Below are 14,338 nucleotides of genomic sequence, written 5' to 3'. Positions count from 1 at the left end.
AGCCTTTTACTATTGACCTAAATTTTGCACCTTCTCTTTCAAATCTCGAACTTGATCTACCGTCTGCATAAGCTCCGAGTTTTTAAACTCTTCTACATTCACTTTCCCTTCTTCTATCTTTGTCATCGCCGTATCAATTAACGTATTTAACTTTTCGTTATATCCGACGATTTGCTGATGAAGATCCTTTGCTACATCAGGCGGTGTTAATTCATTAAAAGCGGGTATATCTTGTTTAATTTCACTAAGCTTCGCTTCTAATTCTTTTCGAGCTTCACTATCATTAACAGCCTTTTCAGCTAATGCTGGTGCATCATTTGCAAACGCACTTATTTCATTTATATAGTCTGTCGCTTTTTGAGCATAATCTATGGAGTTCTTTCCTTGTTCTACTAGTGAACATCCCATTAAGCCAATTGTAACTATAAATACTACTAAAGTTGATTTTATTTTCATTTTAGGCTCCCTTCGTCTTTATAATTGTCTGTAAGTTTCTCTATCCTAACTTCTAGCTACATTACTTATAACCTTTTTTCAAATAGCTATTTACCCTCTTACATGCCCGATTACTGTTACAACATCTACTTCTATATGTACGCTAATAATATCTTCAATTATATCCGTATATCCTTGTCCTATAGCTGTTCCATAGTGTAATGTAAGCCCCTTCTTTTCATACACTGACTTTGGTACTGAAAAAATAAATCTCCTCAGATTTCTTTCATCAGCCGGTTCCATAATTAAAACAATCCCATCCTCATCAAACATATACGCTCGCCCTCCAACTTTACATTCACTATGGCTCAGTATTGCCTTGGTCAGCAAAATTTAAAACATAATACGTTTATATACACACTATGCTGCACCATAAAAATAAAAAACATTCCTTCTTTTTGTTAAGAATGAATGTTTTTTAAAAAATCAATTTCTAACTCTAGCATCTTTCTTTGACGAGGTTTTACTTTTCTTACGGGAACTCCCGCATAAATATACCAATCATCTAAACTCTCTTTTACCATACTCATCGCACCGACTGCCGTACCTTCTCCTATAGTTACATTTGGAAAAATAATAGAATTAGCACCAATAATCGCATGTTTTTTTAAAATAACTTTTTCTGTTTTCACATTCCTATATTGACTCGGAACAGTTGGTCCCATTAATGTATTCCCACTGAAATCATCTAGTACTGCATATACGATTGTTTTAGCTGAGATAGTTGCAAAGTCATGCATTTCAATCCCAACTTCCCCTCCATATAACGCTGTATACGCTGATATATGCGAATAACTTCCAATTGTAATTTTGCCACTTAAAATGCAAAAATCATCAATCCTTACATGATTACCTACTGATATAACACCTGGATTATATATACTTGCTTTTTTACTAATCAATACATTCTTCCCAATTGATAAAAATCCAATTTTCTTTAGCTCTTCTTGACTATAAAAACTATTCATCTGCCAACACCGCCCTCTGACCTAAACATCTTACAATTTGTTCTACTATTTCTTTCGTCATTCCTTCCCATAAAGGCAAACTTACTATTCGTTTTGCTATTTTATTCGTTCTTGTTAAATCTGTAGACTTATAGTTTCTAAAAAGAACTTGTTGGTGGCAAGAGGGCGAAAAGTATAATCTAGCTTCTATTTTCTGTTTTTTCAGGTCTTCTATTACTTGTTTGTTGCGAACTTCTTCCGGACAAAGAATAGGCATAAATTGCTGAATAACTACTTCTGTCTTTTGGAGTTGCCACCCTTTTTTCATTAATCCATTACTTTGTAACAATTGTTTATACCATTCAGAAATACGGGTGCGTTCTTTTAATTTGTCATCCCATTTTTTCATAGTTGCAATCCCAATAGCGGCTGCATATTCAGACATTTTACAATTAAACCCCATCATCGTACATTCACGATTTGTATCAAATCCGAAATTCCCCATTCTTTTAATACGTTGTATATCTTCTTCATTTTTACTATATATGAGCCCTCCTTCACCAATTCCAAAAGGCTTTGTTGCATGAAAACTATATACGATCATTCCACTAAAATCCTGTCCATAATGCACACTTCCATTCATCAATCCGAATCCCGGTGCCGCATCTACGACAACCGGAACACCCCTCTTCTCTAATTCTTCATATTCTTCTAAGTTCATCCATGATCCAAAAGTTGCGTACGGGACAACAATCGCAACCTCTTCTTTTAATTCTTCAATCTTATCCAAAAGTACTGTTTTATCCATATACCAATCATCTATTGAAATATCAATAAAATAAGGTTCCAATCCACACCAAATAGCTGCTAATGGAGTCGCTGGGAATGTAAAACTAGGCATGAGAGCATATTTTCCTTTTTTTCTTTTCTTAAGTTGAATGGCCGCCATTAACCCTAACGTTGCGTTTGCTACTGTTGTAACAGCTCCCCTGTTCTGAAAAAATCCCGACATAATTGTTTGTTCAAAACGTTGATTTATAGGTCCGTAATTCGTATATATGTGAGATGTATCAATTTCCTTCAATTCATCCAAATACTCAATTACAGGTACAGTTGAAGCACGTAAAAAAGGAATATTCTCCATATCTATCTATTCCTTCCTATCATTTTCGGACAATATAGAGCATATCTGTTTCAGATAAGCCAAATTTCCTAGCACTTTTCATCCCTTGTTTTTCAGCTAGGTTATATAATTCCACCTTAAATCCCGCATTCATTAATCGTTGAATGAACCCTGATTGATTATAAATTCTCACATGATCTTCTTGACCAAAAGCTAATTTCCTCAATTGTGGAGTTACAATTAATTCATTCTCTATAATAGAATCCACATTCATTACGATGGGTACTTGAATAATTCCCCATCCACCTGGTTTTAGAACCCTATATAACTCTCGCATTGCTTTGCCATCATCAAGAACATGTTCTAATACGTGGCTACATAAAATTACATCAAAAGTATTACTATCATATGTAATGCTTGTAACATCAATTTCCTTCATTAATGGATCCTTTGGCTCTAAATCCCCACATACATACGTAATATTTTTATACTCGTTAAACCAATCTCTTACATTCGCTTCAGGTGCAATATGAAGCATAGTATATTTTCTACTTAACAAGTCCGTTTCCGTTTCAATGTACACACGATACAATCTTTCACGATCCATCGAACTACAAACTGGACATATCCCTGTATCTTTATTCCACATCTCAAATTTATATTTTGGAAAATCATAATGTGCTGGCCAAGGTGAAAATTTTTCAAATTGTTGATTGCAATATTGACAATAACAACATTCTTTCTCAAACATATGGGCAACTAGTTTGTTTAACCCCTTTTTAATCTTTTCATTATAAATTTGATCTAGTTCTCCATTTCTTACTGCATCCTTAACTATAAATCCCGCATTCTCTAAACAATAGGATAAGCTCTCTTTATAATCTCTTTCAGAACTTAAAAAACCACTATTATATGCATCTATAATTAATTCAATCCACTCGTCAATTGTCATTAAAATAAAATGCATTTGTTTTTGATTTTGTCCACTATGTTGTCTAAAATAACTAAGAGGTTCTTGTATATAAACTACTTTTCCTTTCCTCATCATGTCTAGCCAAGTTGCAATGTCATTAATAGCAGAATAAGCCTTCCCTTTAAAATACCCAAACTTTCCTTCAAACAATTCCCGATTAAACAAAACAGTTGTCGGCTCACCAACTATATTTTTCAAATTTTTTAACATATAATTCCCTAATTCTTTTCCTTCAAAAAGCGTAGTTTCTTTCGCGATTTTCATATTTAATGTTGAAGGTGGTAATATCTCTCCATTCTCATCAATCAGTTCACGATATGACGTCACAAATGAAATATTTTCTAACGTCAAAAAGTATTTCATCATTCTCTCGATCTTTTCATGATGAAATAAATCATCATCTAATAAAAAGTTTATATAGTCCCCATTCGCAAGTTCTACACACTTATTAAAGTTTTCAGCAACTAACGGCGTTTCATTTTTAACATATGTAATACACTTATATTCACGTAAATACGGTTGAATCATCGCATTGACTTCATTATTTGTACTGTCGTCAGAAATAATAATTTCAATATTTTCATATGTTTGATTCAGAGCACTATTAAGCGCCAATTCCAAGTAATACGGTCTATTGTACGCAGGAATAAGTATACTTACTTTCGGTAAAGGAGAATTATTATTTATATATTGTTTTTTCTTTTCTATGTTTATTTTCTTTTCTTTAATTTTTTGATAATAGTCTAATGTATATAATATTGATGATGGAACTATCCTTCTTGCATATTCTAGAAAATTAGTTATCGCTTCATCTAACTCTTTTTCGTTAGATAAGAAACCATATTTTTCTCCAGCTATAATACTATGTGAAAAATCTTCTAATCCATCCATCATTTTATTAGATTCATTTAACTGTTGATCTGGATGTAATCGAAAGTAACTCAGTGTCTCTGCAATATATACCGCTTTTCCTTTACTTAATAAAGATAACCATGAAGCTATATCTACGTTACAAAGATACCTCCTCTTATCAAAAATCCCATACGGTTCTTGTAAATCATTTTTACGAAATAAAACTGTTGTCGGTTCTCCAATATAATTTTTTTGATCGACAATTACCCTATTTGCTAATTCTGTTCCCTCTATAATCGTATCCTCTTTAAATAAACGGACAGTTGAATAAATATGTCGTAGTTCTTTCCCTTTTTCATCAATTACTTGACGATGGGATGTTACAAGCTTAATTTCATTATCTAAATCATTGAAAAAATACTTCATCATTTTTTCAATTTTATCCACATGAAAGATATCATCGTCCATTAAAAAATTTATATATTCACCGCTCGCTTTATTAAATAACATTAGAGCATTTTCAAACTGTCCAAGAGTTGACCTGTTTTTTATATAAGTAATATTTGAATGATCACATAAGTATTTTTGTAACACCTTTTCTGTTTCATCATTCGTACTATCATCTCCAACTATAATTTCTATATTAGAGTACGTTTGTTCCAGCACACTACGTAACGCCTCTTCAAAGTAGCGAGGACGATTATATGTAGGAATTAATACACTTACCAACGGAAGTTGATCTACCACCTCTTCATTTCTTTCAATACGAGTTCTCATTTTACTCTCTCACCTCTTCGCATATTATTTATATACGCGACACAAAAATCACATTACTGTAACCGAATGGAGCCTATATACTTTTATGCAGAAATGAAACGAAATATCATACTTTTCGTTCCTGAATAAACATATTTAATAACACGGACATTTTATTTGCACCTTTTTTATTCATATGATCACTATCATAAAAATCTTCATCACAAAATAATGGCGAATCAAATAAATCTATAATTTGAAAAGAATATTGAGCTTGAAAATCGTTTATAACTTTATAAAAATCTTCTTTTAATTTCTTACTACTACAATTGAAATAATGTGAAGTAACAGGGAATACAACAATTAGTGGTTTTATATCATGTTTTAAAAGTAATTCTAAATATGTTTTAAAAATTGTTTTATTTTCAACTAAAGTATGAGGATATGACAATTTAGCATGTGAAGCTGCTCTTATTTTTCCGTGTTCTTCAAAAGGAATGTGAAGAGGAGTGATATTCCATTCAGCATTTATCCAGGGCAATATCAATGATTCATCTGTTAGTTCGTCTAATAAAATATATTCAAAATGCAAATTAAAAATAGAAAAAAGTGGTTTCGGGGTATCTAGATGTGAGAATCCATCAGTGGATAGAGGAGAATGAACTACAGTATGATGGCCGTCTTGAAACAATGGATAATATACTTTGTGAATTCTATATGATTCAGATGATAACGACATGTCAAAGTAAAACGAGAAATAAGCTATTCCTATCAAACAATATTGAAAGGAATGATCGTTTGATAGAAGTTGTGATGCTATTAAATAATCATAGTATAAATCTTGCGATGGAAGTGTTAGTTTTATTGACTTTTTTGAGAGGAGCTCTGTACTTATGCCACAATGCGGATAAGACAAGCCCGTCGCAAACAATTCATACGTCGGATCACCCTTTGCTTTTTTCATAGAAATGTATAGAGACATAAGATCCGGATTTATTTGATAGATAGAAATTAATTTATTCCTCCATTCATACATGTATTTTGTTAAATTAATAATTTTTGTACTTTGCACGCCCCTGTTTATTAATTCATTTACAAGTTTTTCTGCGTCCACTCTCCAAATAACTATATATTGAAAAGAACTCTCTATACGAACAATAGCTGAAACGTCTACAACATGAACGATTGTTTTACATTTATTTTTGTCTAATGTATTTTGAATCTTCTCCCTTGATAATTCATCACTTAAAACAATAATTTTACACTGCTCCTTCACGTATATCCCCTCCATTATATGTATAATATGAAATTCATTTTTCATTCGTAACGATCATATACATTTGCCATCCATCAAAAAAAGAATAGAATATTTATTTTAAAACAAAAAATAGCTCCACCATTAGGCGTAGCTATTTTTCCATTACATACTTAATAAAGTGAAGCTTTAATCAGTGGGGGGTTTTTCATCCCCCACTGATTATTAGTTGAACCAATCGGACTTTTATGGACAGTTGATCCCCCACCTAACTTCTTTGCTTTCACTGCATTTTAAGGTGGGGGTCTTACTGCCCATTAAAGTCGGATAAAATTATATTCCTTTGTCTAACTCATAAAGCATACGATACTTTTCATTTTCTGTCAGAAGTTGTTCATGACTACCTTGCATCACAATTTGACCACGATCAAGGAATATTACTTCATCAACATGCTCCATTCCTACAAGATGGTGCGTAATCCAAATTACTGTCTTTTCTTCCGTTGCAGAAAACATTGTTTCTATTAAAGATAATTCTGTCTTTGGATCTAAGCCGATTGTAGGTTCATCTAGTACAATGATTGGTGCTTCTTGCATTAGCGTTCTAGCAAAAGCAACCCGTTGTCTTTCCCCGCCAGAAAACCTTTTCCCCATCTCATGCATTTTTGTTTGTAATCTATCTGGAAGAGAAGCAACATGCGAAGCTAATTGTGCTTTCTCTAAAGCATTCCATATCTCTTCATCTGTTGCCTCTGGTTTGCCGATTCGCACATTATTCCCAATTGTCGTATCGAATAAATGCGGCTTTTGATTCAATACAGAAATATATTTTGATAAAAGATTCGTGTGAGCATGTTCACTATTCAATAAAACTTCACCCTGTAATGGGCTTAGTGCACCTGTTAACAATTTTAACAAAGTAGATTTTCCAGTTCCGCTTCTTCCTAAAATGGCGATTTTTTTTCCTGCTTTTATTTGTAATGATACGTCTTTCAATACAAATTCATTGCTATCTGGGTAACTATACGATACATGATTTAATTCAATGTCTATATGTTTTGGTGCAACATAATCTTTATCTCTAGGTAATCCCTTTTCATCCTGTAAAATACCATTACCTTCTACTTGATTGAGACGATGAGCGGATTCTACATATGATGGAATTCGATCGATAGCATCTGACAGAGGAATTAACGCGTTTGTGACAGATAACGTCATTAAGACGAAAGCCGCAATAACGGTAGGAGCAATCTGTTCACTCGCCGCCTCATTTCCAGTCCATATAATCATTGAAATAACTACAATACCCACTACTAATTGAATAATACTGTCCCGAATATGATTCCAGCGCTTCATTCTTTTTTCCGTTTTTAACAACTGAGCATTTTGATCTACATACTTATCAATGAATTCATCTTTTCTACCACTTGCTTGCCAATCAGATAATCCAAAAACAGCATCTGTTAGTTGTTGGTACAAACGGTTTCTTCCTTGCTTTAAAGTAACATGATGTTTCTTCATTAAAAGTAATGATATAAATGGAAGAAGAAAAACGATAATAGCCAACATACATGCTGCAATAAGTGCAAACACTACGTCAAATGTACCGATAACAAGTACGAATATGCTATATACAACTAATGCTAATATGCTAGGAAATATTGTACGTAAATATAGGTTTTGTAAATGCTCTATATCTTCGGATAATACGCCTAACATATCGCCCGTTTGAAATCGTGAACGGAAAAATAACGCCTGTGGTTCTACTATCCCATATAGTTTCGTTCTCATCTTTTCTAATATGCGTAATACAACATCGTGTCCAACTAAACGCTCTACATAATGAAATACCGCTTGTCCTATACTAAACGCACGTGTTGCAACGATAGGAACATATACAGCCATTACATTTTCTGGTCTAAGAGCAGATTTAGAGATTAAATAACCTGAAATGAAAAGTAGCATCGCACCTGAACTAACTCCAAGAAGACCAAGGAAAATAGTTACAGTCATTCTACCTTTATATTGCTGTATATACGGTTTAATCCAGTTACTCATCTCTATCCCCTCTCTTTCCTGCGAAAATGTAATGCTTCATTCTTTACAAGTTCTTCATACGTTCCGCTTTCTATCATTTTCCCTTTATTTAAAATAAGAATATGATCCATCTGTTTCATCCAATGAAGACGATGTGTTGCAAGAAATACTAACTTACCTTCAAACAGACGTAACATCGCTTGCTTTATTTCAAATTCAGTTTCAATATCAAGATGTGCTGTAGGCTCGTCTAATAAAATAATTGGCTTTTTGCTTAAAAGGGCTCGTGCCATTGCGACACGTTGTTCTTGTCCGCCACTCAGCATACGCCCACCTTCTCCAATTCTTTCATACATTCCATTTGGAAGCGATGTAACGAGTGAACGAAGACCAACTTCATTCATAACTCTTTCCACTTCTTCATCCGTTGTATTTGTTTCATAGAAACAAATGTTATCTTTTAATGAAAGCGGGAAAATATAAGGTTGCTGCGGAATATAAGCAATATTCTTTTGCCACTCTTCACGAGTAGCCCCGTCAATTTCCACACCATTTACAATCATCTTTCCAGCTGAAGGAGTTAAAAACCCTGCTAATACGTCGATTAACGTTGATTTCCCTGCTCCACTTTCACCAATTACACCTATAGCGCCAGTGCCTTTCCAAGTAAAATCAATTTCCTCTAATATAGCTTTTTCAGATTCATCATTCTTTACTTTTACATCTTGTAATTTCAAATTACTAGTTGAATTCCATATTAAGTCTACATTAGATTCTTTCTTCCCTATTTCTTTTTGTCGCTGTAAAATCTCTTCTATTTGCTCCATTGCAAGTTGTCCATCTAACGTAGCATGATAATTTGCTCCAACTTGTTTAATCGGCAAGAAGTATTCCGGAGCTAAAATTAAAATCGTAAGGGCTGGCAATAGTACAATTGTTCCATCTATTAAACGTATCCCTAATCCGACCGCTACAAATGCAATTGATAAACTCGTAAAGAAATCTAATGCAAATGAAGAAAGAAAAGCAACTCGCAAAGTACGCATCGTTGCTTTTCTATATCTTTTACTTACTTTTTCAATCTTTCCTTCGTGTTGTTTACTTTGACCTAAATACTTTAATGTTTCTAATCCTTTTAACGTATCTACAAAATGATTAGAAAGAACACGATATGTTTCATATTGGCTATCCGCCATTTTCTGCGCTGCTAATCCTAGTAGGATCATAAAAATAATTACGATAGGAATCGTTACAACTAAAATGATTCCTGACTCAATATCTAGTGTAAAAACATATAGTACAATTAGTCCTGGTACGATACTACTTCTAATCATTTTAGGAATTGTTAATTCAATATATGTTTTAAATTTCTCAATACCCTCTATCGATAAGGTAACCAGATGACCTGTTCCAACAGTTTGAACATACCGTGGACCTAATGTGAAATACGCCTCTATTAATTGTTTTCTCAGTAGCGATCCTGTTTTTTCAGCGAAACGTTCCACTAATATTTGTGACATTCGAACTAGCAAATGACGTACTGCAAACGTGATTCCAAAATAAACAGTTTCATTTAACATAGATTGCACTGCTTCTCCCTGAAATAAAAACGTAATAGCCCGCGCTAAAAACACTGTTTGTGCAATAATACTAAAAGCTTCTAACATGCTAATGATTGTTAGCACTACATATAAAACTCGGCTACCAGGATACGACGGAAGTCCTCTTTTTCTTTTCATTAGTACTCCAAATCTTTATCTGACTTAACAGGTTGTCTAAACACATAGAAACTCCATATTTGACTTCCCAATACAAATGGCAATATAGCAATTGAAAAATACGTCATCAGTTTTAGTGCATAATCTCCTGATGCTGCATTATAAATTGTCAAATCGTATATTGACCCTAACGAACTAATTAAGACACGCGGGAACATGCCGGCAAACACACTCGCACTTAGTAAAATGATTGTTAAACTTGTCATAAAGAAAGCCCAACCATCTCTTCTTCTTTTATTTAATAATGTTGACACACATAATGCTACAAAAGCTCCAATCGGAACCATAATCCATTCTGTACCATGACCAGTGAAAATATCTGTTTTCCATAACCCTACACTAGCAAAAATAAGAAGCGCTATAATTGCAAGTGGTGCAATTTTCAATGCAGCAATACGTGCACGTTCTCTTAACTTACCAGTTGTACGTATTGTAAGGAATTGCAAGCCGTGAACAATACATAGCAGAAGGAACATAACTCCTCCAAGTAATGCAAAGGGATGAAGTAATTGTAGGAATCCACCTACAGCATTTTTCGTCTCATCAATTGGAATACCTACCATAAAGTTAGCAATGGCAACTCCCCAAAGGATAGGTGGTAATAAACTTCCTAAAAACATACCCCAATCCCAAAAACCTTTCCATTTATGATTGTCTATTTTCGCACGGAATTTAAAGGAAACACCTCTTATAATTAAAGCAAGAAGCATAAATACAAAAGGAATGTAAAACCCACTAAATAAAGTTGCATACCAGTGCGGGAATGCTGCGAACATAGCGCCACCTGCACAAACAAGCCATACTTCATTCGCATGCCAAAATGGGCCAATTGTATTTAAGTAAATCCTTTTCTCTAAATCGTTTTCTCCTAAAAACCTTGAAACTATACCTACACCGAAATCGAAACCTTCAAGTACAAAGAAGCCTACGAATAAAATTGCAATAATGATAAACCACAACTCATTAAGAGATAACATACTCATCCTCCTTATCAAATGGATCATGGCTTTGAGAATCCTGTTTCGCTTTCTTATTCTCATGTCCTTTAATGATACGAACGAATAAGTAAATGGTAATTCCACCTATAATTAAATATAGTGATGTGAATGAAACTAAAGAGAATAACACTTCTCCGAACGTAACATTTGGAGATACAGCATCTTCCGTTTTCATAACACCGAAGACTACCCAAGGCTGACGTCCCATTTCAGTCATAATCCATCCTACTGTATTACCGATAAACGGTAGTGAAATTGCATACACCATTAATTTTAAATACCAAGTTTTTTCAGCTAAACGGTCCTTTTTGGATAAGAACCAACCGTACGCTCCTAGAAGAAGCATAAATGTTCCACTCATTACCATCGCTCTAAAACTCCAAAACATCGTGTGTACTGGCGGAATATAATCTCCAGGCCCATATTTTTCTTCATATTGCTTTTGAATTTGATTCATCCCTTCTACTTGACCGCTAAATTTATCAAATGATAATAGGCTTAGCATATAAGGGATTTGAATTTCAAACGAATTTTCTTTCTTCTCTGCATCAATTTTCGCAAATACAGTAAATGGCGCTGGATCTTCACTCGTATTCCATAACGCTTCAGCAGCCGCCATTTTCATTGGGTGTGTTTTGATTAATTGTTGCGCTTGCGCATGACCGAAGAATAATACTAGCGCCGTTGTAAGTGTTCCAACAATGATAGAAATGCGGAATGATTTTTTAAACACTTCCGTTTCTTGGGCTTTCGTTATTTTCCATGCACTCACACCTGCAATAAAGAATGCACCCGTTGCAATTGCCGCTGTAATGGTATGCGGGAATTGTACCCATAATTGTGGATTTTGAATAATTGCTAAGAAATCATTCATTTGTGCACGTCCATCTGCTGCCATTTCATATCCTACTGGCGATTGCATAAATGCACTTGCAGTTAAAATCCAAAATGCTGATAACATTGTTCCAATTGAAAGGAGCCAAATACATAAAAGGTGAATGCGCTTCGGTAATTTATCCTCACCGAATACCCATAAACCTAAAAATGTAGACTCAATGAAAAATGCTAATAAACCTTCAATCGCAAGTGATGGACCAAACACATCACCTACGAAACGTGAATAGGTTGACCAGTTCATACCAAACTGGAATTCTTGTAAAATACCAGTTACTACACCTACCGCAAAGTTAACAAGGAATATTTGTGTCCAAAACTTCGTCATCTTCTTATAAATTTCTTGTCCCTTTACCACATATAACGTTTGCATTAACGCAATGATAAAAGCTAAACCAATAGACAGCGGAACAAAAAAGTAATGGAAAATCGTTGTTGATGCGAATTGTATTCGTGCCAATTCGAGCGTTTCCATACTACAATCACTTCCTTCATAGTTTTTATAATAAAAGTTAATTGAGCAATCTTATCAAGCTCAATTATTAAGAAATACGAAAAGACAAAAACATTTTGTATGTATTGTCGAAAAATACGAAGTTTCAGTTTTTCAAACTATTGTAATGCTATTTTTTACCTTTTCACTATTTCTGTAGTGTTTTATTCGTTAATCGAATTGTATAATATACCTGCATAGTAAATTCAGCTGATTTTTGACGTATTATTGACATCATTTTGTCTGAAATATGTCTTTTGGTATTTTTTTGAATTAGATTTTTCTCATCGATAAAATGTGTTTTTTAATATGAGACTTATCTTTGCATCAATAAAATAATCGTTTCTCTCTTTATACACTTGACTTTTCTACGGAAAAATGTCCTATTAACCAATGGATAATTTCGTTATTTTTTTGTCAAGAGAAAAATGTATTTCTAAAATTCAAACATGAAATATTGTTATTCAAAAATAGGAAATAACCTCCTCTTTTCAGATTAAAAATTCACTTTTTTGTCATTTTTTCAAACTAAAATAAATAAAAAAATACCGAGAATCCATTGGACTCTCGGTATTTTTTTATTTATTTTGCTGTATGTTTTCTAATAGCCGGTAAAATTTCAGTAGCAATTAGCTCGATATTTTTCTCAATTTTATCATATGGTACGCCACCAAAATCAATTTCTGCCATAAAGCGTTGTTGCCCAAACAATTCATATTGGTAAAGCATTTTTTCAATAATTTGTTGTGGGCTACCAACCATTAACGCGTCACGGTAATCTATTGCATTTGTAAATTGTTGTTTCGGATACCCGCCACCGCGTAGCGTAAGCATACCAGCATTAATGTGAGGGTAGTATTCACTAAGTGCATCTTGTGAATTTTTCGCTGTATAAAATAAACTCGTTGTTGCAACTGGCAAACTCGCTGGATTAAATCCACTTTGCGCAGCCGCCTCACGGTAAGCATCTACTGATCCTTTAAAGTTAATAGCTGGACCACCTAGTGTTGTTATCATCATTGGTACACCTGCACGTCCTGCTTTAATCGCACTAGCTGGTGGGCCACCAACTGCACGCCAAATTGGTAAGTTATTATTTTTAGCTCTTGGAATAACCGATGCATGCGCAAGCGGTGCTCTGAACTGTCCATTCCATGTTACATGTTCCTCTTTATTAATTTTTAATAAAAGATCCATCTTCTCTTCAAATAACTCTTCATAATCATTTACGTCATAACCAAGTAAACTATATCCCCCAATACGAGATCCACGACCAGCCACAATTTCTGCACGTCCATTAGAAATCAAATCAAGTGTAGCAAAGTCCTCGTATACTCGTACCGGATCAGATGTACTTATTATCGTTGCTGAACTTGCAATTTTTATATTTTTCGTAGCTTGCGCAATCGCTCCTAAAATAACTGTATGAGCTTGCGTTGTAAAGTGCGTTTGATGACTTTCACCGACAGCAAATACATCAAGTCCAGCTTCATCCGCTAACTTTGCTGTTTCAATTAATTCATGAATTCTTTGTTCCGCACTAATTTTCTCTCCGTTATGTGGATTTAAAACATGATCCCCAATTGAATATAATCCAAACTCCATTCCTTTACTTGTATTCATACGGTATTTTTCCATCATTACTCTCTCCTTTAATGAAGTGTTATTAGTTTCTCTTTTAAAAACTTTTGTAAGTCCAATGTTTTTCTCTATTGTTTACAACATCACTTGATTAGT

At 34.0% G+C, this 14,338-nt stretch carries 11 protein-coding genes; all 11 read right to left on the bottom strand.

From position 1 onward, the window contains the following. Positions 1 to 9 precede the first annotated feature (9 nt). The 11 genes from ACTFR9_RS02305 to ACTFR9_RS02255 all read right to left on the bottom strand — a co-directional run bounded on the left by ACTFR9_RS02305 (position 10) and on the right by ACTFR9_RS02255 (position 14,239). Positions 10 to 456 carry a DUF6376 family protein gene (locus ACTFR9_RS02305; RefSeq protein ID WP_000695301.1) on the bottom strand — a complete coding sequence of 149 codons (447 nt, stop codon included), beginning with the start codon at positions 454 to 456 and terminating at the stop codon, positions 10 to 12. 90 nt (positions 457 to 546) lie between these two features. After that, positions 547 to 768 carry a hypothetical protein gene (locus ACTFR9_RS02300; protein ID WP_000459104.1) on the bottom strand — a complete coding sequence of 74 codons (222 nt, stop codon included), beginning with the start codon at positions 766 to 768 and terminating at the stop codon, positions 547 to 549. Positions 769 to 896: 128 nt separating this feature from the next. Beyond that, a complete protein-coding gene (locus tag ACTFR9_RS02295) occupies positions 897 to 1,463 on the bottom strand; it encodes an acyltransferase (protein ID WP_229136402.1) in 567 nt (188 codons plus the stop codon). Continuing rightward, complete coding sequence (locus ACTFR9_RS02290; RefSeq protein ID WP_000427955.1) at positions 1,456 to 2,586, bottom strand: DegT/DnrJ/EryC1/StrS aminotransferase family protein; 1,131 nt, start codon at positions 2,584 to 2,586, stop codon at positions 1,456 to 1,458. The genes ACTFR9_RS02295 and ACTFR9_RS02290 overlap by 8 nt, the downstream gene beginning before the upstream one ends. 19 nt (positions 2,587 to 2,605) lie before the next feature. Next, positions 2,606 to 5,167, bottom strand: coding sequence for a glycosyltransferase (locus ACTFR9_RS02285; protein WP_001260403.1), 2,562 nt, complete (start codon positions 5,165 to 5,167; stop codon positions 2,606 to 2,608). 106 nt (positions 5,168 to 5,273) lie between these two features. Then, a complete protein-coding gene (locus ACTFR9_RS02280) occupies positions 5,274 to 6,422 on the bottom strand; it encodes a hypothetical protein (RefSeq protein WP_000662729.1) in 1,149 nt (382 codons plus the stop codon). A gap of 312 nt (positions 6,423 to 6,734) precedes the next feature. Then, positions 6,735 to 8,459 carry a thiol reductant ABC exporter subunit CydC gene (cydC, locus tag ACTFR9_RS02275; protein WP_229136403.1) on the bottom strand — a complete coding sequence of 575 codons (1,725 nt, stop codon included), beginning with the start codon at positions 8,457 to 8,459 and terminating at the stop codon, positions 6,735 to 6,737. 2 nt (positions 8,460 to 8,461) lie between these two features. Next, entirely contained in the window at positions 8,462 to 10,177 is a 1,716-nt protein-coding gene (gene cydD, locus ACTFR9_RS02270; protein WP_000824083.1) for a thiol reductant ABC exporter subunit CydD, read from the bottom strand. Further along, positions 10,177 to 11,193: a cytochrome d ubiquinol oxidase subunit II gene (cydB, locus tag ACTFR9_RS02265; RefSeq protein ID WP_000950063.1), complete on the bottom strand. Its 1,017-nt coding sequence runs from the start codon at positions 11,191 to 11,193 to the stop codon at positions 10,177 to 10,179. Before cydB ends, cydD begins: the two co-directional genes overlap by 1 nt. Next, complete coding sequence (gene cydA / locus ACTFR9_RS02260; RefSeq protein WP_000448876.1) at positions 11,180 to 12,583, bottom strand: cytochrome ubiquinol oxidase subunit I; 1,404 nt, start codon at positions 12,581 to 12,583, stop codon at positions 11,180 to 11,182. Before cydA ends, cydB begins: the two co-directional genes overlap by 14 nt. Positions 12,584 to 13,183: 600 nt before the next feature. Continuing rightward, on the bottom strand, positions 13,184 to 14,239 hold the full coding sequence (locus tag ACTFR9_RS02255) for an LLM class flavin-dependent oxidoreductase (protein WP_000417588.1): 1,056 nt from the start codon (positions 14,237 to 14,239) through the stop codon (positions 13,184 to 13,186). Positions 14,240 to 14,338 lie beyond the last annotated feature (99 nt).

The sequence above is a fragment of the Bacillus cereus group sp. MYBK222-1 genome (genome assembly GCF_051916425.1).
Lineage (GTDB): Bacteria > Bacillota > Bacilli > Bacillales > Bacillaceae_G > Bacillus_A > Bacillus_A paranthracis.
Note: the sequence above shows the minus strand (reverse complement) of the source record. Positions and strands in the feature narration are given on the sequence as shown.

Excerpts from the sequence above, each read along its gene's own strand:
- ACTFR9_RS02305 (WP_000695301.1), bottom strand. The coding sequence starts at position 456 with ATGAAAATAAAATCAACTTTAGTAGTATTTATAGTTACAATTGGCTTA.
- ACTFR9_RS02300 (WP_000459104.1), bottom strand. The coding sequence starts at position 768 with ATGTTTGATGAGGATGGGATTGTTTTAATTATGGAACCGGCTGATGAA.
- ACTFR9_RS02295 (WP_229136402.1), bottom strand. The coding sequence starts at position 1,463 with ATGAATAGTTTTTATAGTCAAGAAGAGCTAAAGAAAATTGGATTTTTA.
- ACTFR9_RS02290 (WP_000427955.1), bottom strand. The coding sequence starts at position 2,586 with ATGGAGAATATTCCTTTTTTACGTGCTTCAACTGTACCTGTAATTGAG.
- ACTFR9_RS02285 (WP_001260403.1), bottom strand. The coding sequence starts at position 5,167 with ATGAGAACTCGTATTGAAAGAAATGAAGAGGTGGTAGATCAACTTCCG.
- cydC (WP_229136403.1), bottom strand. The coding sequence starts at position 8,459 with ATGAGTAACTGGATTAAACCGTATATACAGCAATATAAAGGTAGAATG.
- cydD (WP_000824083.1), bottom strand. The coding sequence starts at position 10,177 with ATGAAAAGAAAAAGAGGACTTCCGTCGTATCCTGGTAGCCGAGTTTTA.
- cydB (WP_000950063.1), bottom strand. The coding sequence starts at position 11,193 with ATGTTATCTCTTAATGAGTTGTGGTTTATCATTATTGCAATTTTATTC.
- cydA (WP_000448876.1), bottom strand. The coding sequence starts at position 12,583 with ATGGAAACGCTCGAATTGGCACGAATACAATTCGCATCAACAACGATT.
- ACTFR9_RS02255 (WP_000417588.1), bottom strand. The coding sequence starts at position 14,239 with ATGGAAAAATACCGTATGAATACAAGTAAAGGAATGGAGTTTGGATTA.